The sequence below is a fragment of the Curtobacterium sp. MCPF17_051 genome, from assembly GCF_003234595.1.
GTDB classification, from domain to species: domain Bacteria; phylum Actinomycetota; class Actinomycetes; order Actinomycetales; family Microbacteriaceae; genus Curtobacterium; species Curtobacterium flaccumfaciens.
This window is the reverse complement of record NZ_QKSE01000004.1, coordinates 1-23080: the sequence shown is the minus strand read 5'-3', so window position 1 is coordinate 23080 and position 23080 is coordinate 1. Positions and strand designations below refer to the sequence as shown.

Genomic DNA, 23080 nt, shown 5'->3' with positions numbered 1-23080 from the left:
CGCGTGTTCGAGTCGGTGGCAGGGCTGCTGGCGGAACACGAGGACCTGACGCAGCAGCTGTCGGACCCCGCGCTCCACGCCGATGCGGCCCGGGCGAAGAAGGTGAACCGGCGGTACGCCGAGCTCAACCAGATCAAGTCCGCGTACGAGGCCTGGCAGGCGGCGGGGGACGACCTCGCCGCCGCCCAGGAACTCGCGCGTGAGGACTCGGCGTTCGCGGACGAGGTCCCCGGGCTCGAGGAGCAGCTGTCGGAACGCCAGGAGCGTCTCCGCCGGCTGCTGATCCCGCGTGACCCCGACGACGGCCGTGACGTGATCATGGAGATCAAGGGCGGGGAAGGCGGCGAGGAATCGGCGCTGTTCGCGGCCGATCTGCTGCGCATGTACTCGCACTACGCGGAGACCAAGGGCTGGAAGGTGGAGCTCCTCGAGCGCACCGAGTCCGACCTGGGTGGCTACAAGGACGTCCAGGTCGCGATCAAGTCGAACACGACCGATCCGTCCCAGGGCGTCTGGGCCCACCTGAAGTACGAGGGCGGTGTGCACCGCGTCCAGCGTGTGCCGCAGACCGAGTCGCAGGGGCGCATCCACACCTCGACCACCGGCGTGCTGGTGTTCCCCGAGGTGGACGAGCCCGAAGAGGTCCAGATCAACCAGAACGACCTCAAGATCGACGTTTACCGGTCCTCCGGCCCGGGCGGACAGTCCGTCAACACGACGGACTCCGCGGTCCGCATCACCCACCTGCCCACGGGCATCACGGTGGCGATGCAGAACGAGAAGTCGCAGCTGCAGAACCGCGAGGCCGGCATGCGGGTGCTCCGCGCACGCATCCTCGCGCGCCAGCAGGAGGAGCTCGACGCGATCGCTTCGGACGCGCGAAAGTCGCAGATCCGCGGGATGGACCGTTCGGAGCGCATCCGCACGTACAACTTCCCGGAGAACCGGATCGCGGACCACCGCACCGGCTACAAGGCGTACGACCTCGACCGTGTGATGAACGGTGCCCTCGAGCCCGTCATCCAGTCCGCCATCCAGGCGGACGAAGAGGCACGTCTGGCCGCCATCGGCGACCAGGACGCGTAACCGCACACCCAGCCTGGAGGCCCGGATCACCGCCGACACGCCCCTCACGTACGCCGCGGATCGCCTGCTCGAGCAGGCGACCGCGGCGCTCGTCGCCGTCGGCGTCCCCACGCCCCGGGTCGACGCCGAGCTGCTGCTCGCGTGGGCGACCGACACCTCGCGCGGTGCCGTCCAGGCCCGTGCGCTCATCGGTGGCGGCATCGCGCCGGAGCACGTCGAGCGCTTCCGGCACGCCGTCGCCCGCCGGGCCACCCGTGAGCCGCTCCAGCACATCACCGGGCAGGCGTACTTCCGCGCGCTCACCCTGGCCGTCGGACCGGGCGTGTTCGTACCCCGTCCGGAGACCGAGGGCGTCGTGCAGTTCGGCATCGACGCGCTGCGGGCGACCGCGGTCCCCGAGCCGATCGCCGTGGACCTGGGCTCCGGCAGCGGTGCGATCGCGATCGCGATGGACACCGAGGTGCCGAACGCCGTGGTCTACGCCGTCGAACGGTCAGCAGAGGCCCTGCCCTGGACCCGGCGCAACGTCGACGCCCACGGCGGGACGGTCCGACTCGTCGAGGGCGACCTCGCCGACGCACTGCCGGAACTCGACGGCACGGTGTCCGTCGTCGTGTCGAACCCGCCGTACGTGCCGGACGACGCGATCCCGATCGACCCCGAGGTCCGCGACCACGACCCGGCGATGGCGCTCTACGGCGGGCCGGACGGCCTCGACGCCGTCCGGGCACTCGCCGAGACCGCCTGGCGGTTGCTGGTGCCCGGGGGAGTCCTGGTCGTCGAGCACGCCGAGCCGCAGGGCGCCGGCGTCCGCCAGGTCCTGGCGCGCCGGGGGTTCCGCACCCCGGAGACGCACGTCGACCTGACGGGGCGCGACCGCACGACCACCGCGACGCGCTGAGCGCGGGGGCGGGCCTCCCGTCGCTCGGCCGCGCGTGCGTGTGCCGGGTGGATCCGCGCGTGCCGGGTGGATCCGGGCGTACCTGGTGGGATCGGGCGTACCGGGCTGTTCGAGAAGGCCAGGTATGCCCGTTCTTGCTTTCCAGCGCGACCGCGATGGGAAGGAGCGGGCGTGGCGGGCGTGAGGCGGGCCTCCCGTCGCTCGGCCGTGCGTGCGTGTGCCGGGGGGATCCGGGCGTACCGGGCGGGATCGGGCGTACCGGGCTGTTCGGAATGACCAGGTGTGCCCGTTCTTGCTTTCCAGCGCGACCGCGATGGGAAGGAGCGGGCGTGGCGGGCGTGGGGCGGGCCTCCCGTCGCTCGGCCGTGCGTGCGTGTGCCGGGGGGATCCGGGCGTACCTGGTGGGATCGGGCGTACCGGGTTGTTCGAGATGACCAGGTGTGCCCGTTCTTGCTTTCCAGCGCGACCGCGCTGGGAAGGAGCGGGCGTGGCGGGCTACGCGACGGGGGAGGCCTCGCGCTGCTGTGCCGCGACGAAGGCGCGGACGTGCTCGCGCAGGTCGGTGTCGTGCTCGACCAGGACCGCGTGGATGCCGACGCTCCGGGCGCCCGCCACGTTCTCGGGCATGTCATCGGCGAAGAACGTGCGCTCCGCGGGGACCCCGTGGTGCGCGACCGCACGCTGGAAGACCTCGGGCTCGGGCTTCCGGGCACCGAAGTTGCTCGACGTGTCCAGGTGCTCGCCGAAGACCTCGGGCAGGGACGGTGCCCACTCGTGGATCCAGCGGCCGGCGAGCGGACCGTTGTTCGTGAGCAGCCCGACACGCCCGTGCTCGCTCGCGATCCGGACCGCCTCGATGCGTTCCGGCAGCTCGGTCATGGCCGCGCCGCGGATCCGGGCCCATTCGGCCTCGGGGACGTCGCACTCCATCGCACGCTCGAACGCGGCCAGGTACTCGTCGCCGTCGGCGAACCCACCGGCCTCGGCACGCATCTCGTGGCCGCAGTCCCACCAGCGGCGACGGAGCTCCTGGAACTCGTGTCCGGTGAACTCGGAGAGTGCGGCCATGCGCACCTGCCAGTCGTACCGGACCAGGACGTCGTCCATGTCGAAGAGGAACAGGAGCGGGGGTGCGGGCGTCTCGTTCACGATGTCCACCATTCTGTCGCACTATCATCGTCGAGTCATGGCATCCCGATACGACTGCACCGACTCCGACGGGCTCCTGACCGGGATGCGGCTCGCACGTGCCGCCCTCGGACGCGGAGAGCTCGTCGTGGTCCCCACCGACACCGTCTACGGCCTCGCCGCGGACGCCTTCAGCGCGACGGCCGTGCAGCGGCTGCTCGACGCGAAGGGCCGCACGCGGCAGTCGCCGCCGCCCGTGCTCATCCCCGGTCCGCCCACGCTCGACGCCCTCGCCAGCGAGGTCCCGCAGCCGGTGCGCGACCTGGTGGCCGAGTTCTGGCCGGGCGGGCTGACCGTCATCCTGCACGCACAGCCGTCGCTCGACTGGGACCTCGGCGAGACGCGTGGCACGGTCGCGCTGCGGATGCCGGACTCGCGGATCGCCCTCGAGCTGTTGCAGGAGGTCGGGCCCCTCGCGGTCTCGTCCGCGAACTCCACGGGCGACCCGGCCGCGATGGACGTCGACGACGCCGAGCGCATGCTCGGTGACAGCGTCGCGATCTACCTGGACGGCGGACCCGTCGAGGTGCACGACGGCTTCGAGGCCAGCACCGGGTCGACCATCGTCGACGCCACCGGGCTGTCGGACGGCGGCAAGCTCCGCATCGTCCGGCACGGGGTGATCCCCGACGAGGAGATCATCCGGGTCGTCGGAGCCGACCTCGTCACATGAAGTACTACCTGCTCGCCGGGGCCATCGCCGCGGTCGTGAGCTTCGTGATGAGCCTGATCGTCTGGAAGCTCGGGCTGAAGTACAAGTGGTACCCGCAGGTCCGCGAGCGGGACGTGCACCGCACCCCGACGCCGCGGCTCGGCGGCATCGCGATGTACATCGGCGTCATCGTCTCGCTGCTCGCGGCCTGGTTCCTGTTCCCGTCGATAGCGGGGACCGACTACTTCCGGCTCGTGTTCTCCGAACCCGGCCGCGTGCTCGCGGTGCTCGGGGGAGCGACCATCATCGTGGTCCTCGGCGTCGCGGACGACATCTGGGACCTCGACTGGATGACGAAGCTCGCCGGGCAGATCATCGCGGCGGGCATCCTCGCCTGGCAGGGCGTCGCGATCGTCTCGCTGCCCATCGGCAACACGCTGGGCGTCGGCTCGTCGTACATGAGCCTGATCTTCACCGTGCTGGCGGTGGTGCTCGTGATGAACGCGGTGAACTTCATCGACGGGCTCGACGGCCTGGTGGCCGGCGTCGCGATCATCGCCGGCGGGGTCTTCTTCCTCTACACGTTCTTCATCAACCGCGTGGTCGTGCAGACCGAGTTCTTCTTCAACCTGCCGTCGCTGCTCACCGCGGTGCTCGTCGGGGCCTGTTTCGGCTTCCTCATCCTGAACTGGCACCCCGCCAAGCTCTTCATGGGTGACGCCGGCGCGCTGCTCGTCGGGTTCCTGATGGCCACGAGCGCGGTGTCGGTCACGGGCAACATCGACCCGGCGGCGGTGCAGACACGCCAGGCGCTGCTGCCGGCGTTCATCCCGATCCTGCTGCCGTTCGCGATCCTGATCGTGCCGATCCTGGACTTCGGTCTCGCGGTCACCCGACGGCTCAGCGCGGGCAAGTCGCCGTTCTCGGCCGACCGGAAGCACCTGCACCACCGCCTGCTCGACATGGGGCACTCGCACTTCCACGCGGTGCTGATCTTCTACGCGTGGACCGCGACCGTCGCCTTCGGGTGCCTGCTGTTCCTCTTCGTGGACTGGTACTGGGTCGTCGTCTTCGTGTCTGTCGGCTTCACCGTCTGCGCCGTCGCGACGTTCGCGCCGCTCGGCCGGAAACGCACCGAGATCGCCGCCCAGACCGCCAACCGTTCCGCCGCCGTGGTGGACGCCAGCCTCGACCCGCTCGACCGGGCCGCCAACGACCGCACGATCCCTGGAGACATCACGTGACCGCACCGAACGCGCTCGACCACGTCCGGCCGGTGTTCCGCCGCATCATCACCTGGGGAGCGGTCCTCGCCGTCGCCCTCGCGGTGGTCGGCGGGCTCATCGGGTTCCTCGTCGCGGACGGCCCCGGACTGGTCGGGGGACTGCTCGGCGCGGTGCTGAGCGTCGTGTTCCTCGGGCTCACCGCGGTCAGTGTCCTCGTCGCGCTGCGCGTCTCGAAGGGCCAGATGATCTCCGGTGCCTTCTTCGGCATCGTGATGGGGACCTGGCTGCTCAAGTTCATCGTCTTCATCGTGCTGCTGGTCCTGCTCAAGGACCGCGACTGGGTCGACTTCCCGGTGCTGGCGATCGTGATCATCGCGGGGGTCGTCGGCTCCCTGGTGATCGACGTCGTCGCCGTCGCGAAGGCCCGCATCCCGATCGGCGTCCGGCTGCCAGGAGACGGCCTCGACGACTCCGCGGACCCTGGGAACCCGGCCCCCCGCATCTGAGAAGCCGGGAAGCCTCTCGCACCTGATAGGCTTCTCGGAGTCCGCTACCGGAGCCTTTCGCTCGGGGCGGGCGAGCCTCCACAACGTCCACCATCGCGTGCCATGATGTGCGCGCGCCGACACAGGAGACAGCGCTGCTATCCCACGCTCTTCCCCTGTCCCTCTCCGCTGCGGTTGACACCGTCGCGGCGGGGAGCAGCAAGGCCGCCGAGTTCCATGGTCCGTCGATCAACGAGTTCTTCCCGGATGCGATCTTCTTCGCCGGGACGCCGTTCGAGATCGATCGGGTCGTCCTCATCCGCTTCTTCGCCGTCGCCGTGCTCCTGGTGTTCGCGTTCGTGGGTACCCGTGCACTGAAGCTCGTGCCGAACCGCGGTCAGGCGTTCATCGAGTACGCGTTCGACGTCGTCCGTCGCAACACCTTCGACAACCTCGGAGAGAAGGACGGCAAGCGTTTCCTGCCGCTCCTGGCGACGATCTTCTTCGGCGTGCTGTTCATGAACCTGACCGGTCTGATCCCGGGCATGAACCTCGCCGGCACCAGCCGCATCGCGATGCCGATGATCCTGGCGATCGTCGCGTACCTCGCCTTCATCTACGCCGGTCTCCGCAAGCACCCGGGCACGTTCCTCAAGAACTCGCTCTTCCCGCCCGGGGTTCCGTGGCCGCTGTACATCATCGTGACGCCGATCGAGCTCGTCTCCACCTTCGTGCTCCGTCCCGTCACCCTGACGCTGCGACTCCTGATGAACATGGTCGTGGGGCACCTGCTCCTCGTGCTGTTCTTCTCGGCCACGCAGTTTTTCTTCTTCGACGCTTCGCTCGGCTTCAAGGCCTTCGGCGTCGGGACCATCGCGTTCGGCATCGCGTTCAGCTTCTTCGAGGTCCTCGTCGCGCTGCTGCAGGCCTACGTCTTCATGCTCCTCACCGCCGTCTACATCCAGCTGGCGCTGGCCGACGAGCACTGATTCCTCACTGACCCCCTACGGGACCGGCGACCGTCGGACCCGCACCTCGAAAGGAAAACACGTGGACGCAACGACCGTTCTCGCGGAGATCAACGGCAACATCGCGACGGTTGGCTACGGCCTCGCAGCGATCGGCCCGGCCATCGGTGTCGGCATCGTCGTCGGTAAGACGATCGAGTCCGTCGCTCGCCAGCCCGAGCTCCAGGGCCGCCTGACGACCCTCATGTACATCGGTATCGCCTTCACCGAGGCCCTGGCCTTCATCGGTATCGCCACGTACTTCATCTTCACCAACTAAGGTTCCTCGATGCAGAACGCACTCATCATCGCGGCGGAGGAAGCGCACAATCCGCTGATCCCGCCGGTGTACGACATCGTGTGGTCGGCGCTCGCCTTCGTCATCATCTTCCTGGTGATGTGGCGTGTCGTCACGCCGCGCATCACGAAGATGCTCGATGAGCGCACCGAGGCCATCGAGGGCGGCATCAAGAAGGCCGAGGCCGCTCAGGAGCAGGCTGCCGCTGCGCTCGACGAGTACAACAAGCAGCTCGCCGATGCACGCGCCGAGGCATCGCGCATCCGTGAGCAGGCCCGCGCCGACGCCACGGCGATCGGCAACGAGGTCCGCGAGCAGGCGGCCGCCGATGCAGCACGCATCACGGCCAACGCCCAGGCGCAGATCGAGGCCGAGCGCCAGAGCGCCGTCCAGGCACTCCGGTCCGAAGTGGGCACCCTCGCGCTGGACCTCGCGTCCGGTGTGATCGGTGAGTCCCTCAAGGACGACGCCAAGTCGACCGCAGTGGTCGACCGCTTCCTCGCCGACCTCGAGGCCTCGCAGGCCACGAAGACGGGGGAGCACTGAGCATGCGCAGCGCTACCAGAGAAGCACTCGCGTCCACCAGGGCGGTGCTGTCGGACCTCGGTCCGAGCGCCGGCCTGGCCGCGGGTGCCGAGATCCTCGCCTCCGGGCGTGCGATCGCCGGTGCGCCGCAGCTGCTCGGGCTGCTGTCCGACCCCACGGCCGACGCGGCCGGCAAGAAGGTCCTCATCGACCGTGTCTTCGCCGGACAGTCGGACGCAACGCGTGCGGTCCTGACCGCGGTGGCCGGCTCGCGCTGGTCCTCGCAGCAGGACCTGCTCGCGGGCATCGAGGACGCGGGCATCCGCGCCGTCGCTGCCACCGCGGGTCCGGACTCGTCGATCGAGTCGGAGCTGTTCGCCTTCGAGACCGCGGTCCGCTCGGACGCCGGCCTCGAGCTGGCGCTCGGCACCAAGCTCGGCAGCCCCGAGCAGAAGGGCGCGCTCGTCGAGCGGCTCCTCGGTGCCAAGGCATCGGAGCAGACGATCACGATCGTGTCGGCCCTGGTGCAGCAGCCCCGCGGCCGCCGCATCGGTGAGATCGTCCGCGACGCCTCACGCATCGTGGCCGAGCAGGCCGGCAAGCTCGTCGCGACCGTCGTCACGGCGACGCCACTGACCCCCGCCCAGTCGGCCCGCGTCACGCGCGGTCTGTCCGAGCGGTACGGCAAGGACATCAGCATCAACCAGGTCGTCGACCCCACGGTCGTCGGCGGGGTCCGGGTGCAGATCGGCGGCGACGTCATCGACGGCACCGTGTCCACGCGACTCTCGGAGCTCCGGCTCCAGCTCGCCGGCTAGGCGTACGGTCGAAGCCGCTCCTCCCCAAGTCCACAACGGGAACTGCCGAGTCCGGCAGCGTCACCCTCTCGGAGCCGAAGGGCCCCGGAAAACCACAAGGAAAATCCCATGGCAGACATCACCATCAGCCCCGATGAGATCCGTGATGCCCTGAAGGACTTCGTCTCGAACTACGAGCCGACGAAGGCCTCCACGGCCGAGGTCGGGCACGTCACCGACGCCGGTGACGGCATCGCCCACGTCGAGGGTCTCCCCGGCGTCATGGCGAACGAGCTCATCCGCTTCCAGGACGGCACGCTCGGCCTGGCGCAGAACCTCGACGAAGACGAGATCGGCGCCATCGTGCTCGGCGAGTTCGGCGGCATCGAGGAGGGCATGGAGGTCACCCGCACGGGTGAGGTCCTCTCCGCCCCCGTCGGCGACGCCTTCCTCGGTCGCGTCGTCGACCCGCTCGGCGCCCCGATCGACGGTCTCGGCGAGATCGCCGCAGAGGGCCGTCGTGCCCTCGAGCTCCAGGCCCCCGGCGTCATGGCCCGCAAGTCGGTCCACCAGCCCCTGCAGACCGGCATCAAGGCCATCGACGCGATGATCCCCGTCGGCCGTGGTCAGCGTCAGCTGATCATCGGCGACCGCCAGACCGGCAAGACGGCCATCGCGATCGACACGATCATCAACCAGAAGGCCAACTGGGAGTCCGGCGACGAGGAGAAGCAGGTCCGCTGCATCTACGTCGCCATCGGCCAGAAGGGCTCCACGATCGCCTCCGTCAAGGGTGCGCTCGAGGACGCCGGTGCGATGGAGTACACGACCATCGTCGCCGCCCCGGCTTCCGACCCGGCCGGCTTCAAGTACCTCGCCCCGTACACCGGTTCGGCCATCGGCCAGCACTGGATGTACCAGGGCAAGCACGTCCTCATCATCTTCGATGACCTGTCGAAGCAGGCCGAGGCCTACCGTGCGGTGTCGCTCCTCCTCCGTCGTCCGCCGGGCCGCGAGGCCTACCCGGGTGACGTCTTCTATCTGCACTCCCGTCTGCTGGAGCGTTGCGCGAAGCTGTCCGACGAGCTCGGCGCCGGTTCGATGACGGGCCTCCCGATCATCGAGACCAAGGCGAACGACGTCTCGGCGTACATCCCGACCAACGTCATCTCCATCACCGACGGCCAGATCTTCCTGCAGTCGGACCTCTTCAACGCGAACCAGCGTCCGGCCGTCGACGTGGGCATCTCGGTGTCCCGCGTCGGTGGTGACGCCCAGGTGAAGTCGATCAAGAAGGTCTCCGGCACGCTGAAGCTCGAGCTGGCGCAGTACCGCTCGCTCGAGGCGTTCGCGATGTTCGCGTCCGACCTCGACCAGGCGTCGCGTCGTCAGCTGGAGCGCGGTGCGCGTCTGACCGAGCTCCTCAAGCAGCCGCAGTACTCGCCGTACCCGGTCGAGGAGCAGGTCGTCTCGATCTGGGCGGGCACGAACGGCAAGCTCGACACCGTCCCGGTGCCGGACGTGCTCCGCTTCGAGTCCGAACTGCTCGACCACCTGCGTCGCAACTCCGACGTCCTCACGACCCTGCGCGAGACGAACCAGCTCAGCGACGAGACCGTCGCCGAGATGGACAAGCAGATCGACGAGTTCACGAAGAGCTTCCAGACGAGCGACGGCAAGACCCTCGGCTCCGAGCAGTTCGACGCGGCTGACGCCGAGGACGTCGACCAGGAGCAGATCGTCAAGGGTCGTCGCTAGATGGCAGCGCAGGTCCGGGTCTACCGCCAGCGGATCAAGTCGGCGAAGACCACGAAGAAGGTCACCCGCGCCATGGAGCTGATCTCGGCGTCGCGGATCCAGAAGGCGCAGGCCCGCATGGCTGCGTCCGGTCCGTACTCGCGGGCCGTCACGCGTGCGGTGTCGGCCGTGGCGACGTTCTCGAACGTCGACCACGTGCTGACCACCGAGCCGGAGTCGTCGACCCGTGCAGCCGTCGTGCTCTTCACCTCGGACCGCGGCCTGAACGGCGCGTTCAGCACGAACGTCCTCAAGCAGGGCGAGGAGCTCGCCTCCCTGCTCCGCAGCGAGGGCAAGGACGTCGTCTACTACCTGGTCGGCCGCAAGTCCGTCGGGTACTTCGCGTTCCGTGAGCGTCCGTCCGAGCAGCAGTGGGTCGGCAACACCGACCAGCCGGAGTTCTCGACGGCCAAGGAGATCGGCGACGCCGTCGTGGCGAAGTTCCTCCAGGACACCGCTGACGGCGGCGTGGACGAGATCCACATCGTGTTCAACCGGTTCATCAGCCTGGCGACCCAGGAGCCGCAGGTCGTTCGCCTGCTGCCCCTCGAGGTCGTCGAGGGCATCGACGAGCCCGAGGGCAACGAGCCCCTGCCGCTCTACGAGTTCGAGCCGGACGCCGATGCGGTGCTCGACTCGCTGCTCCCGGTCTACATCGAGAGCCGCATCTTCAACGCCATGCTGCAGTCGGCTGCTTCCGAGCACGCCGCGCGTCAGAAGGCGATGAAGGCGGCCAGCGACAACGCCGACTCGCTGATCCGTGACTTCACCCGACTCGCGAACAACGCGCGTCAGGCGGAGATCACCCAGCAGATCTCCGAGATCGTCGGCGGCGCCGACGCCCTCTCGTCGAAGAAGAAGTAGTCCGCGTCGTTCGCGGACAGATACCCACCCTCAGGAAGGCACCAGCCATGACCGACACCGCAACCACCGCGGTCGAGACGTCGTCGGCGCCCGGTGTCGGCCGGATCGCCCGTGTCACGGGCCCCGTCGTCGACATCGAGTTCCCCCACGACGCAATCCCGGAGATGTACAACCTCCTGTTCACGACCATCACCATCGGTGACTCGTCGCAGGAGATCGGCCTCGAGGTCGCGCAGCACCTCGGCGACGACCTCGTCCGTGCCATCTCCCTGAAGCCGACCGACGGCCTGGTCCGTGGCCAGGAGGTCCGTGACTCGGGCGCTCCGATCTCGGTCCCCGTCGGCGACGTCACCAAGGGCAAGGTCTTCGACGTCCTCGGCAACGTGCTCAACACGGACGAGAAGCTCGAGATCACCGAGCGCTGGCCGATCCACCGCAAGGCCCCGGCCTTCGACCAGCTCGAGTCCAAGACCTCGATGTTCGAGACCGGCATCAAGTCCATCGACCTGCTCACCCCGTACGTGCAGGGTGGCAAGATCGGCCTCTTCGGTGGTGCGGGCGTCGGCAAGACCGTCCTCATCCAGGAGATGATCCAGCGCGTCGCGCAGGACCACGGCGGTGTGTCGGTGTTCGCCGGTGTCGGTGAGCGCACCCGTGAGGGCAACGACCTCATCGGTGAGATGGAAGAGGCGGGTGTCTTCGACAAGACGGCCCTCGTGTTCGGCCAGATGGACGAGCCGCCGGGAACGCGTCTCCGCGTGGCCCTGTCGGCGCTGACGATGGCGGAGTACTTCCGCGATGTCCAGAAGCAGGACGTGCTCCTCTTCATCGACAACATCTTCCGCTTCACGCAGGCCGGCTCCGAGGTCTCGACGCTGCTCGGCCGCATGCCGTCCGCTGTGGGCTACCAGCCCAACCTCGCCGACGAGATGGGTGTGCTCCAGGAGCGCATCACCTCGACGCGTGGTCACTCGATCACCTCGCTGCAGGCGATCTACGTGCCGGCTGACGACTACACCGACCCGGCTCCGGCCACCACGTTCGCGCACCTCGACGCGACGACCGAGCTCTCCCGTGAGATCGCGTCGCAGGGTCTGTACCCCGCGATCGACCCGCTGGCGTCGACGTCGCGCATCATGGACCCGCGCTACCTGGGTGCCGACCACTACGAGACGGCCACGCGCGTCAAGCAGATCCTCCAGAAGAACAAGGAACTGCAGGAGATCATCGCCATCCTCGGTGTCGACGAGCTCTCCGAAGAGGACAAGATCACGGTCGAGCGCGCTCGTCGTATCCAGCAGTTCCTCTCGCAGAACACCTACATGGCGAAGAAGTTCACGGGCGTCGAGGGCTCCACGGTGCCGCTCAAGGACACCATCGAGTCCTTCCGCGCCATCGCCGACGGTGAGTTCGACCACGTTGCGACCCAGGCGTTCTTCAACGTCGGTGGCATCAACGACGTGGAAGAGAAGTGGGCTCAGATCCAGAAGGAGAACCGCTGACATGGCGGGTCTCAGCGTGAGCGTCGTCTCGGCCGACCGTGAGGTCTGGTCGGGCGACACCACCATGGTCGTCGCACGGACGACAGAGGGCCAGATCGGCATCCTCGCCGGACACGAGCCGATGCTCGCGATCCTGGCGCAGGGTCAGGTCCGCATCACGCGGGCCGATGGGTCGACCGTCGCGGTCGACGCCGAGGACGGCTTCCTGTCGGTCGAGCACGACACGGTGACGATCGTCGCGCGGCAGGCCGCGCTGGCGTCCTGACCGGACTGACCGTCCTGCTCCCGCCTTCGGAGACGAAGCGGGAGGGCGGGGACACGAGCCGCACGCTCGATCTGCGTGCACTCTCGTTCCCGGAACTGGCCGATGAGCGGGCCGCGGTGATCACCGCGGCCCGCTTCGTCAGTTCCGAGGAGTCCTCGGCCAGGACGGCGCTGAAGCTCGGTCCGAAGTCGATCGCCGAGCGGCTCCGGAACCTCGAGCTCGAAACCTCGGGCACCATGCCCGCGATCGAGCGGTACACGGGGGTCCTCTACGACCCCTTGGGTGCGCAGGACGCGGACGCGGCGACCCGTGGGTGGTGGGCGGAGCACGTGATCGTGCAGTCCGCGATGTTCGGCCCGATCGGTGCCGGTGACCCGATCCCGGCCTACCGGCTGTCGCACGACTCGCGGCTCGGTTCGATCCGACTGGCAGCGCATTGGCCCGCGGTGTCGACCCGTTCCCTGCTGACCCGTGCGGACGGCCTGGTGCTCGACCTTCGATCCGAGGGGTACCGGCAGCTCGGTCCCGTGTCCGGAGCGGTGGCACCACGGGTGGTGAGTGTCGACGGCTCCGGTCGTCGTCGTGCACTGAACCACTGGAACAAGACCGCGAAGGGCCGCCTGGTGGCGTTGCTCGCCCGCACCGGTGCGAGCATCGGCAGCATGGACGACCTGGTCGGCTGGGCGGCCGCGAACGGCGTGGCCGTCGAACGCAACGAGGGCGGCTGGGACCTGGTCGCCGAGAGCCTGGAGCCCGTCGCCGCCTGAGCGGCTTCCGCCGACTCGTCCTCCACAGGCGTGGGCGGGGCTGCTCCGGTCCACAGCTGGCCGCGGCGCCCCTGCCTGGAGGCCCGCAGCACGCTTCGATGGCGTGCATGATCCCCCTCACGGCACAGTCCGGCCCCGGCTCCGCAGTCCGTTTCCCTCGCGAGATCGCCGCGGCGGTCACCCTCCCAGCCGCAGCGGCCGCGCTCGTCGCGCCCGGCCGCGCGGAACTGTCGAAGGCCGCTGCGACGGCCGTGGTGACGGCGTGCGGCGCACTCGCGCCCCGCATGGCCCTGGTGCCGTTCATCGCGGCGCAGGGCGCTCCGGACCCCCGGTCGATCCGGGTGTTCGACCCCTTCGCCGACCCGACCCCGCCGGCGCTCCACGGTTTCGGCCCGGCTCCCGATCGGGGCCGCGTGCGGCTCGCCGGTGACCGGTGTGCCGACGCGTGGCGGGTGTGGCGGGCGCAGGACGGCCCGTTCGACGGATCGTCGGGTGCCGCCGGTGCCCTGTCGCTCGGAGCCTGGTGTGCGTGGGCGCTCGGGTCGTGGGCCCGGGCGGAGACGCGTGCCCGGTACGCCCTCGAGACCCGCGCGGACGATCCGCTCGCGGGGCTCGTCCTGCGCTCGGTCGTCGCGGGCAGCGGCCCGTCGTGGGAGCGTCGATGACGTGGGGTCGACCGGATCGTCTACGGTGGGGGAGACCACACTGGGAGGGCTCCGGTTGCGCGACGACGACATCGAGGACACCGTCATCCGGCGACCCCGACTATCGGCGGCGGGCGACCGGACGGCGGACGCCGTCGACGACACCGTCATCCGCGGCTCAGGTCCCGTCGTCCCCGGCGCCGGTCCGGACTCCGACCCCGGATCCGACGACGGGGTCCTCGGTGACACGGTCATCCGGCCCGCGCTCGGCGCACCCGGCCAGCCACCGACAGCGGGGGACGACGTCGATCCGGAGGACACCGTCGTCCGGGTGCCGGCGCGACCCGGCGCCGGAGCGAACCCGTTCGTGGGTGCTGCCCCGGGCCTCCCGGCCGTCCCGTCGGTACCCGCCGCACCCGCGACACGCGTGCCCTCGATCCGCATCGACGGCCGCACCTTCCGGCTCGACCACCCGGTGGTCATCGGCCGCCGGCCGTCGCTGCCCCGGGTCACCCGTGGTCCGCAGCCCGAACTCGTGACCGTGCGGTCCGCGTCCGGGCAGGTGTCGTCGTCCCACGTCCGGATCCACGCCGAGGGCGAAGCCGTCGTCGTGCAGGACCTCCGGTCGACGAACGGCACCGTCGTCCGCCCGGCCGGTGCGCCCGCCTACCGCATGGCGTCGGGTGCGTCGATCGTCGCGCTGACGGGTACGGTAGTCGAGATCGGTGACGGCAACGCCATCGAGGTCCTCTCGCCGTACCTCCGGGTCGCACCGACGGCAGAGGGGCTGCCTCCGGTTCCCCCGTGGCCCTCCGATCAGACAGCACACGGCACGCCCCGACCCACCAGAGAGCGATCCTGACACGTGACCGAACTCGGCCGAGCAGCCACTGCGCACGCCATCGACGTCCCCGGTGCCGACGGCGCCACCCTGACGCTCTCGTGGGGAGCCGCGACCGACGTCGGTCGACGGCGTGACCACAACGAGGACAGCTACATCGTGGGGGCGCCGTTCTTCGTCGTCGCCGACGGCATGGGCGGACACCTCGCGGGCGACCGCGCCAGCGACGCGGTCGTGCGTCGGCTCGAACAGGTGACGGCCGAGCCGTTCACCACGCGCCAGGGCATCCAGCGCGCACTGCTCCTCGCGACCGCCGACATCGAGCGTGCAGCCGGCGGCAACGCCATCGGCGCGGGCACCACCGTCACCGGGATCGCGCTCGTGGCGTCGCTCGGGCAGCCCGCGGCGCTCGTGTTCAACGTCGGTGACTCCCGCACCTACCGCATCGAGGACGGCGTGCTCCGCCGCGTCACCGTCGACCACTCGGTGGTGCAGGAGATGGTGGACGCCGGCCTGCTGCGCGCCGAGGACGCCGAGCAGCACCCGGACAGCAACGTCATCACGCGTGCGGTCGGCTTCGGCGAACCGCCGGCGCCGGACTGGTGGACCCTGCCCCTGCGGGCCGGCGATCGCTACATCGTGTGCTCCGACGGGCTGACCAAGGAGCTCGGCGACGCCGGGATCGCGCGCATCGCGGCACGTGAGCCAGGCGCGCAGGACCTGGCGGAACGCCTGGTGGGCGACGCCGTCGTGGCCGGCGGTCGTGACAACGTCACCGTGGTGGTGCTGCAGGTCGATGCCGCACCGGACGACGGCGACCTCGAGGACACGCTGCCGCGGCACTAGCTGGCCCCCGAACTGGGGGAACACGTCGAGCTGTGGGGGATCGACGTGCGGAATGTCCGTCACCCACGCTTCGTACAATGACATGGCCACGTCGAGAGAGCTGGCCGCTCGGCCGGGGGAGGAGAGGACCATGGCGAGACGCCTGCCGTCCACCCCGCCCGTGATCGGCGGTTTCAGCCCCGTCCACGTCCTCGGGTCCGGTGGCTTCGCCGACGTCTTTCTCTACGAGCAGGACATGCCCCGACGACAGGTCGCGGTGAAGGTGCTGCTGGACGAGGTCGTCGACGACCGCGTCCGGCAGATGTTCCAGGCCGAGGCCAACCTGATGGCCCGGCTCAGCACCCACCCGTCGATCCTCACCGTCTTCCAGGCCAGCGTCGCGGCTGACGGCCGTCCCTACCTGGTCATGGAGCTCTGCTCCTCGTCCCTCAGCGAGCGGTACCGTCGCGAACCGATCCCCGTGTCCGAGGTGCTGTCGATCGGCATCCGCATCGGGTCGGCGCTCGAGACCGCACACCGTGAGGGCGTGCTGCACCGCGACATCAAGCCGTCGAACATCCTGCTGACGGCCTACGGCAACCCCGTGCTCTCCGACTTCGGCATCGCCGCGACGATCGGGGGCACCGACCCGGACGAGCCGATCGGCATGTCGATCCCGTGGTCTGCGCCCGAGGTCCTGATCGACGAGTCGCGCGGCACGATCCAGTCCGAGGTGTACTCCCTCGCGGCGACGGTGTACTCGCTCCTCGCCGGGCGCAGCCCGTTCGAGGTCCGCGGCGGCAAGAACGGCGCGAACGACCTGATGCACCGGATCGACAAGGGCGGCGTGAAGCCCACCGGTCGCACCGACGTGCCGCCCTCGCTGGAGCGCCTGCTCGCCTCGGCGCTGTCCCGCAAGCCGCAGGGACGCCCCGCGACGGTGATCGAACTCGTGCGCGGGTTCCAGCAGGTCGAGGCCGAACTCGGCATCCCGCAGACGACCGCCGACGTCGCGGTCGAGGCCTGGGCGATCTCGACGCCGACCCCGCACGGTGACCGCACCGTGATCCGTGAGCTGCAGCCACCCACCCGGGTCGGCGGGCGTCGTCGCACCCGCCGCGCGGTGCAGGGCGGGGTCGTGGCCGGCGGTTCGCACAGCGTCGGCACCGTGCACCGCACCGGGTCCGTGACCCGTTCGCGGCGCCGGACCCGTTCGACCCTGGTGTGGGCGACGTCCCTCGCCGTCGTCGTGGTCGCCGCCCTCGCGATCGCCACGGTCGTCGTCGTCGGTCGGCTCGGCGCCGGGGCCATCCCGGTCGTGGCCGAGGTCCGTGCCGAGCCGTCGCCGCAGTTCGTGTCCTTCAGCTGGACCGACCCCGGGCTGCGCAGCGGCGACACGTACGTCATCTCGTCCAACGGGTCCTCGAGCCAGCAGACCGGCACGACGTTCGTCGTCTCCGGTGAACGCGGCGACGAGGAGTGCATCGCCGTCGCGGTGAACCGCGACGGCAGGACAGGTGCCGCGAGCGCGCAGAAGTGCGCGACGATCGGGAGCGCCGGGTGATCCGCGCCCTCCTCGCGAAGCACCGCTCCGCTGCCGTGACCACGGGTGCCTCGGTGCTCGTCGCCGCCGTCGTCGCGACCACGGCGATCGTCTCCACCGGGTACCACACCCAACGCGTCGACCTCGGCGACGGCACCGTCTGGGTCCCCTCGGCCGAGTACGGCGCGGTCGGCCGGGCGAACACCGGCATCCTGCAGCTCAACACCGCGGTCGAGACGGCCAGCGACGACCTGTCGGTGCTGCAGCGCGGCTCCACCGTCTACAGCGTCGACGAGACCAAGGGCACGGTCGCCCGCGTCGACGTCGCCGACGCCACGGTGGGTGATGCGATCACGCTGCCGGCGGGGACGCCGCAGGTCTTCTTCGCGGGCGACACCGCGGTCATCGGCAACGCGGACACGGGCGAACTCTGGGCGACCCCCACGAGCGACCTCGGCGAGTTCGACGCGTCGGCCAAGGCCGACCTGACCCTGGGCGCCGACACCGTCTTCGACGCCTCCGACGGCCACGTCGCGGTCTACTCCGCGAAGACCGGGACGGCGTCGCTGGTCGACGTCGGCGCGACACTCACCGTCTCCGAACGGTGGAAGGTCGACATGGACCGGGGCGACGACTTCCAGGTCGCCACGTTCGACGGGCACCTCGCCGTGCTCGACCGCACGAGCGGTGCCCTGTCGGTCGACGGCCGCACGGTCGAGCTCGGCGACCGGGTGGGGTCGTCGCCGGCCCTCCAGCGGTCCTCCGACAGCGCGGCCGAGGTCACGGTCGCGGGCACGGCGGGCCTGGTCCGCGTCAGCGCCTCCGGCACCGTGGACGCCACCGCGCTCCAGGTGTCCGGGCGACCCGCGCGGCCCTACGTCGACGGGTCCTGCACGTACGCGGCGTGGGCGGGCGGACAGGCGATCGACACGTGTGACGGCAGCGCGTTGCAGCGCCTGGCGAGCACCGGCGGCGCGAGCGAACTGCAGATCCTGCACAACGGCGACACCGTCGTCGCCAACGACCCGACGAGCGGCCGTTCCTGGGCGATCGACCGGAGTGGCCAGCTCATCGACAACTGGGCCGACCTGATCAAGCAGGACGACGAGCAGCAGCAGGAGCAGGTCTCCGACGACGACCCCGAGGTCGACAAGGACCAGAAGCCGCCGGTGGCGGTGGACGACGAACTGGGCGCTCGTCCGGGACGCACCACGAGCCTCCCGGTCCTGCTGAACGACTACGACCCGAACGGTGACCCGATCATCGTGAGCGAGGTCGGCACCATCTCGAAGGCCGCCGGCCGCGTCGCGATCGTCGGCGACGGCCAACGCCTGCAGGTCACGCTGTCGTCGCGCGCCTCCGGGACCGTGACGTTCCCGTACACGATCACCGACGGCAACGGCGGATCGGACACAGCGACCGTCCGGATCAGCGTGCGCCCCGACAGTCAGAACGAGGCGCCGCGGCAGGTCCGTGACACCTCGGCTGACGTCGTCCAGAACGGGCACGTCGTCTCGGACGTCCTCGGCGACTGGGTCGACCCGGACGGCGACCCGGTGTACCTGGAGTCGGCGACCGCGTCGAACGGCGACCGGGCGTCCACCACACCGGACGGCCTGCTCGACTTCCGGAACGACAGCGGCCGGACCGGTGAGCGGTCGGTGCAGCTGGTCGTGAGCGACGGACGCGCCGACGGCCGGGGTGCCGTGACGGTGCGCGTGGCCAAGCAGGGCACCGTCCCGCTGCGTGCCGATCCGTTCCCCGTGTCCGGGTACGCCGGCAAGGCCTTCACGGTCGAGCCGCTCGACCACGTCCGTGGTGGCAACGGCACCGTGACGCTGACGAGCGTGTCGTCGGCGTCCGGGCTCACCGTCACCCCGAGCTACGACGCCGGGACCTTCCGGGTGCAGGGGGAGCGGGCGGGCGACCACCAGCTCGAGTACACGGTGACCGACGGCGTGAAGACGTCGAGCGGGATCGTCCGCGTGACCGTCCTCGCGCCACCGGACGCCTCGACGGCGCCGATCACCACGCCGAAGACGGTGTTCGTCAACACGCTGTCCACCAAGGACACGGACGTGACCGCCACCGACATCGACCCGGCGGGCGGCGTGCTGCTCGTGACGGCGCTCGACGGACCCGCGCGGGGCAGCGGCGTGCAGGCGAGCATCCTCGACCAGCACACGGTCCGTGTGACGCTCACGGCGCCGCTCGACGGTCCGGTGTCGTTCGGGTACACGGAGACGAACGGGTTGGCGTCGTCCCCAGGCACGATCACCGTCGTCGAGATCCCGAAGCCCGACCGCATCCAGCCTCCGGTCGCCCAGCCGGACACCGCCACCGTGCGCGTCGGCGACGTCGCGAACATCGACGTGCTCGGCAACGACACCCAGCCCGAGGGCGAACCGTTGACGCTCCAGCCCGAGCTGGTGCAGAACGTGCCGGGCGACGGCGGCCTGCTGTTCGTCTCCGGTGACCACCTGCGCTACCTCGCCCCGAAGACGCCGGGCAACTACACCGCCGTCTACCGGGTCGCCGGCCCGGACGGCCAGTACGCCGATGCCGCCGTGTCGATCTCGGTGCGCGAGCGTGACGCCGCGACCAACAACCCACCGGTCCCGCAGACCGTCACCGCGCGCGTGGTCGCCGGGTCGTCGGTGCGGATCAGCGTGCCGTTGAACGGGATCGACCCGGACGGCGACTCCGTCCAGCTCGTCGGCGTGGGCTCCAACCCCGACAAGGGATCGGTCGCCGACGTGGCCTCGGACGCACTGACCTACGAGGCCGGCGACTACTCGGCAGGTACCGACGAGTTCACCTACACGGTCGTGGACGCCCTCGGTGCCCGTGCGACCGGCACCGTGCGGGTGGGCATCGCACCCCGCGCCGAGCAGGCCTCGAACCCCGTGGCCGAGGCCGACCACGTCACGATCCGTCCCGGTGGGTCGGTGACGGTGCGTGTCCTGCAGAACGACTCCGACCCCGAGGGTGGGCAGCTGACCGTCGCGCAGGCCCAGCCGACGGCCGAGGACGTCTCCGCGAAGATCCTCCGGAAGCAGCAGATCCGCGTCACGCCGCCGAAGTCGGCGAAGCGTGGTGACTTCGCGGTGCTCTACACCGTCGCGAACAGCAGCGGGGGATCGAGCACGGCGTTCCTCACGGTGACCGTCGACCCGGACGCCCAGCCCCTCCGGCCCGAGGTCGACGACACGACCCTCGACCTGCAGGACATCCTGCGCCGGCAGAGCGTGACCGTCGACGTGCTCGACAACGTCTTCTTCGCCGAGGGCACCGCGGCCGACCTCCGGGTCGGGGTCGTCCCCGGCTACGGCGACACGGCGACGCCCACCGACGACGGCCGCATCACCGTTCGGTTGACCGACGATTCGCAGGTGATCCCGTTCTCGGTCGCCCGGCTCGACCACCCGGACATCGTCTCCTACGGCTTCATCAACGTGCCGGGCTTCGACGACGCCCTGCCCCAGATCAACCGCAGCGCCGGCGCGGTCACGGTGAAGAGCGAGGCCACGGTTCGCATCCCGCTGCAGGACTTCGTCGTGACGGCGAACGGCCAGACCGCGAAGATCACCGACCGCGGCACGGTCAAGGCCACCCACGCGAACGGGCAGACCCTGGTGGTCGACTCGTCGACGCTGCAGTTCACGTCGTCGAAGCTCTACTACGGCAAGGCGTCGATCTCGTTCGAGGTCACCGACGGGTCGTCGGCGAACGGCGGCAAGGGCCGCGTCGCCACCCTCGTGCTCCCGATCACGGTCACGCCCCGGTCGAACCAGCCGCCGGCGTTCGCGGGCTCCTCGATCGAGATGCAGCCGGGCGAGACGCGGAAGATCGACCTGACGAAGCTCACCGACTACCCGTACCCGAAGGACCTGCCGGAGCTCCGGTACTCGATCGTCGGCCGGCCCGCCGCCGGGACGACCGCGTCGATCGCGAAGCAGCAGCTCACCATCTCGCTTGCTGACACCGCGAAGAAGAACACCACCGCGTCGATCGGGATCGGTGTCGCGGACGACGCGAACGCCGGTCGCGCCGGCACAGTCACCGTCGGCGTCGTCGCCTCCACCCGGCCGGTGGTCCAGCCGGGCGCCGACCGCTCGGTGACGAAGCGCGGGGCGACCACCACCATCGACGTCCTGACGAACGACCAGCCGACCAACCCGTTCCCGGGCGAGCGGCTGCGCGTCGTGAACATCCGCGGTCTGTCCGGCGGACTCCCGAAGGGTGTCACCGTCACACCGAGCGGTGATCGCTCGCGTCTGCAGGTTGCGGTCGCCGGAACCGCGAAGCCCGGCGACGCGCACCTGCAGTACCAGGTGGCGGACGCCACGAACGACCCCGCCCGGTACGTCTGGGGCGACGTCACGATCTCGGTGCAGGACGTTCCGGACGCGCCGGGTGCGCCCACCCGGACCGGCTCCTACGACGGTGGCCAGGCCACGCTGACGTGGGCGACCCCGCAGGGCAACAACTCGCCCATCACGGGCTACCGCGTCGTCGGGACCAACGGCGTCTCGAAGAACTGCGGGACCGCGACGGTGTGCACGGTCACCGGCCTCGACCCGAAGGAGTCCTACCGGTTCCAGGTCGTGGCGACCAACGCGATCGGTGACTCGAAGCCCTCGGCCCGCTCGGGTCCGATGAGTGCGGACTTCGTGCCGGCACCGCCGAAGGGCATCACGGTCACGCCCAGCAAGTCGACGCCGAACCAGCTCGACGTCAAGTGGGGCAAGGTGTCCGCGCCGAACAACGGCAGCGCGGTCGACAACTACGTCGTGACGATCGAGGGTCCGGGGTTGTCCGACACGCGCAACACCGGCACCGCCACGAGCACCTCGTTCACCGGAGCCCAGAGTGCCGCCCAGTACACGGTCACCGTGTCGGCCCGCAACGCCGCCGACCGCAACGGCACCGTCGTGCAGTGGAACTCCGCGTCCGCCACCGGGAGCGCGGTCGGCGTGCCGACAGCCGTCTCCGCGGGGGATCCGAACGTCGATGCCTCCTCCGGTCGCACGGTCGTCAGCGTCGACTACTCCAAGTCCGACGGTCAAGGTGCGCCGATCCAGTCGTACGCGCTCGTCCGGGTCGGGGGCCAGGTCACCTGCGGTCCGATCGGCGGCGGTCAGCAGGTCGACAGCACGGGCCCCGGAGGCGGGACACTCCGTGACGGCAACGCTGCGGACGGCAGCACGACCAGTTACGTCGTCGTGGCGTCCAACACCTACGGGTTCTGCAGCGTCAGCCGAGCGACGACATCCGTGACGAGCTACGAGCGTCCTGGCCAGGCCACCACACCCTCGATCCGTGTGGTGAAGACCGACCGGGACAACGGCGTCTACCAGCTGGTCGCAGAGGGGTACGGCGTGAAGTCCGGACGCGCTGATCACTACCGTGTTCGCTACAACGGTGGTGGATGGCAGGACGCACCTTCCGGGCCCACGGCAGCACTGGGTTACGGGACGGCGGTCTCGATCGAGGTGCAGGGCTGCCGCGGACCGAGCAATAACTACGACTACTGCGGTCCCGCGTCTTCGGAATCCGACTCCGCGACCCCGATCATCACCAAGCCGATCGTGCAGCGACCCGTCGAGGGCACGGCCCTCAACGTCCAGGATCCCTCGAACGGTCGCGCCACCCCCACGTACACCGTGCGCTTCGACGGTCGTGGGAGCGACGATCAGGACGTGGCGTACACGACGAACTCGGTCGTGCCGACATCTGCCCTCTCACCGCTCCGGACCACCACCGTGACCATCGAGGTGCAGATCGCCGGGCAGACGGACACCTGGACGTACGAGTCGGACGCGGCCCCTGCTCCCGAGCAGCCCGCCCCGGAACCAGCCCCCGGC

Annotated in this window: 20 protein-coding genes; 19 read left to right on the top strand and 1 reads right to left on the bottom strand. The window is 70.0% G+C overall.

What is annotated here, in order from left to right; translation table 11 throughout:
* The first annotated feature begins 3 nt into the window (after positions 1–3).
* Together prfA and prmC are read left to right on the top strand one after the other, a co-directional pair.
* Positions 4–1086: a peptide chain release factor 1 gene (gene prfA, locus DEJ35_RS03935; protein WP_110859015.1), complete on the top strand. Its 1083-nt coding sequence runs from the start codon at positions 4–6 to the stop codon at positions 1084–1086.
* 25 nt (positions 1087–1111) lie between these two features.
* A complete protein-coding gene (gene prmC, locus DEJ35_RS03930; protein ID WP_111024548.1) occupies positions 1112–1987 on the top strand; it encodes a peptide chain release factor N(5)-glutamine methyltransferase in 876 nt (291 codons plus the stop codon).
* A 495-nt stretch (positions 1988–2482) separates the two neighbouring features.
* On the opposite strand, the gene DEJ35_RS03925 is transcribed toward prmC, so the two are convergent.
* Positions 2483–3148 (bottom strand): HAD family phosphatase, encoded by a 666-nt coding sequence (locus DEJ35_RS03925; RefSeq protein ID WP_110859014.1) that lies wholly within the window; start codon positions 3146–3148, stop codon positions 2483–2485.
* Positions 3149–3173: 25 nt separating this feature from the next.
* On the opposite strand from DEJ35_RS03925, the gene DEJ35_RS03920 reads away from it, so the two are divergent.
* The 17 genes from DEJ35_RS03920 to DEJ35_RS03840 form a co-directional block, all read left to right on the top strand.
* The gene (locus tag DEJ35_RS03920; protein WP_110859013.1) at positions 3174–3848 is read left to right on the top strand and encodes an L-threonylcarbamoyladenylate synthase; all 675 of its coding nucleotides are present in this window, start codon (positions 3174–3176) and stop codon (positions 3846–3848) included.
* The gene (locus DEJ35_RS03915) at positions 3845–5071 is read left to right on the top strand and encodes an MraY family glycosyltransferase (RefSeq protein WP_027465783.1); all 1227 of its coding nucleotides are present in this window, start codon (positions 3845–3847) and stop codon (positions 5069–5071) included. The genes DEJ35_RS03920 and DEJ35_RS03915 overlap by 4 nt, the downstream gene beginning before the upstream one ends.
* A complete protein-coding gene (locus DEJ35_RS03910; RefSeq protein WP_258369795.1) occupies positions 5068–5559 on the top strand; it encodes a hypothetical protein in 492 nt (163 codons plus the stop codon). The genes DEJ35_RS03915 and DEJ35_RS03910 overlap by 4 nt, the downstream gene beginning before the upstream one ends.
* Positions 5560–5666: 107 nt before the next feature.
* Positions 5667–6527, top strand: a complete 861-nt coding sequence (gene atpB / locus DEJ35_RS03905) for a F0F1 ATP synthase subunit A (protein WP_027465782.1) — start codon at positions 5667–5669, stop codon at positions 6525–6527.
* Positions 6528–6588: 61 nt separating this feature from the next.
* Positions 6589–6825: an ATP synthase F0 subunit C gene (gene atpE / locus DEJ35_RS03900; RefSeq protein WP_027465781.1), complete on the top strand. Its 237-nt coding sequence runs from the start codon at positions 6589–6591 to the stop codon at positions 6823–6825.
* A 9-nt stretch (positions 6826–6834) separates the two neighbouring features.
* Entirely contained in the window at positions 6835–7389 is a 555-nt protein-coding gene (locus DEJ35_RS03895; protein WP_110859012.1) for a F0F1 ATP synthase subunit B, read from the top strand.
* A gap of 2 nt (positions 7390–7391) precedes the next feature.
* Positions 7392–8186: a F0F1 ATP synthase subunit delta gene (locus tag DEJ35_RS03890; RefSeq protein WP_027465779.1), complete on the top strand. Its 795-nt coding sequence runs from the start codon at positions 7392–7394 to the stop codon at positions 8184–8186.
* Between the two features lie 108 nt (positions 8187–8294).
* The gene (gene atpA / locus DEJ35_RS03885) at positions 8295–9923 is read left to right on the top strand and encodes a F0F1 ATP synthase subunit alpha (RefSeq protein ID WP_110859011.1); all 1629 of its coding nucleotides are present in this window, start codon (positions 8295–8297) and stop codon (positions 9921–9923) included.
* Positions 9924–10826 (top strand): F0F1 ATP synthase subunit gamma, encoded by a 903-nt coding sequence (locus DEJ35_RS03880; RefSeq protein WP_027465777.1) that lies wholly within the window; start codon positions 9924–9926, stop codon positions 10824–10826.
* 47 nt (positions 10827–10873) lie between these two features.
* Positions 10874–12328, top strand: a complete 1455-nt coding sequence (atpD, locus tag DEJ35_RS03875) for a F0F1 ATP synthase subunit beta (RefSeq protein ID WP_017885744.1) — start codon at positions 10874–10876, stop codon at positions 12326–12328.
* Position 12329: 1 nt separating this feature from the next.
* Complete coding sequence (locus tag DEJ35_RS03870; RefSeq protein WP_027465776.1) at positions 12330–12593, top strand: F0F1 ATP synthase subunit epsilon; 264 nt, start codon at positions 12330–12332, stop codon at positions 12591–12593.
* Positions 12590–13360: a peroxide stress protein YaaA gene (locus DEJ35_RS03865; RefSeq protein WP_309147146.1), complete on the top strand. Its 771-nt coding sequence runs from the start codon at positions 12590–12592 to the stop codon at positions 13358–13360. The genes DEJ35_RS03870 and DEJ35_RS03865 overlap by 4 nt, the downstream gene beginning before the upstream one ends.
* Positions 13361–13467: 107 nt before the next feature.
* Positions 13468–14025, top strand: a complete 558-nt coding sequence (locus tag DEJ35_RS03860) for a hypothetical protein (protein WP_111192092.1) — start codon at positions 13468–13470, stop codon at positions 14023–14025.
* Positions 14026–14080: 55 nt separating this feature from the next.
* Positions 14081–14866, top strand: a complete 786-nt coding sequence (locus DEJ35_RS03855; RefSeq protein WP_111192091.1) for an FHA domain-containing protein — start codon at positions 14081–14083, stop codon at positions 14864–14866.
* 3 nt (positions 14867–14869) lie between these two features.
* Positions 14870–15691 carry a PP2C family serine/threonine-protein phosphatase gene (locus tag DEJ35_RS03850; RefSeq protein ID WP_017885739.1) on the top strand — a complete coding sequence of 274 codons (822 nt, stop codon included), beginning with the start codon at positions 14870–14872 and terminating at the stop codon, positions 15689–15691.
* Between the two features lie 130 nt (positions 15692–15821).
* Positions 15822–17234, top strand: coding sequence for a serine/threonine-protein kinase (locus DEJ35_RS03845; protein ID WP_110859006.1), 1413 nt, complete (start codon positions 15822–15824; stop codon positions 17232–17234).
* Positions 17231–23080, top strand: a 5850-nt coding sequence (locus tag DEJ35_RS03840; RefSeq protein ID WP_146244742.1) for an Ig-like domain-containing protein, incomplete at its 3' end; no start/stop codon positions are given. The genes DEJ35_RS03845 and DEJ35_RS03840, both read left to right, overlap by 4 nt.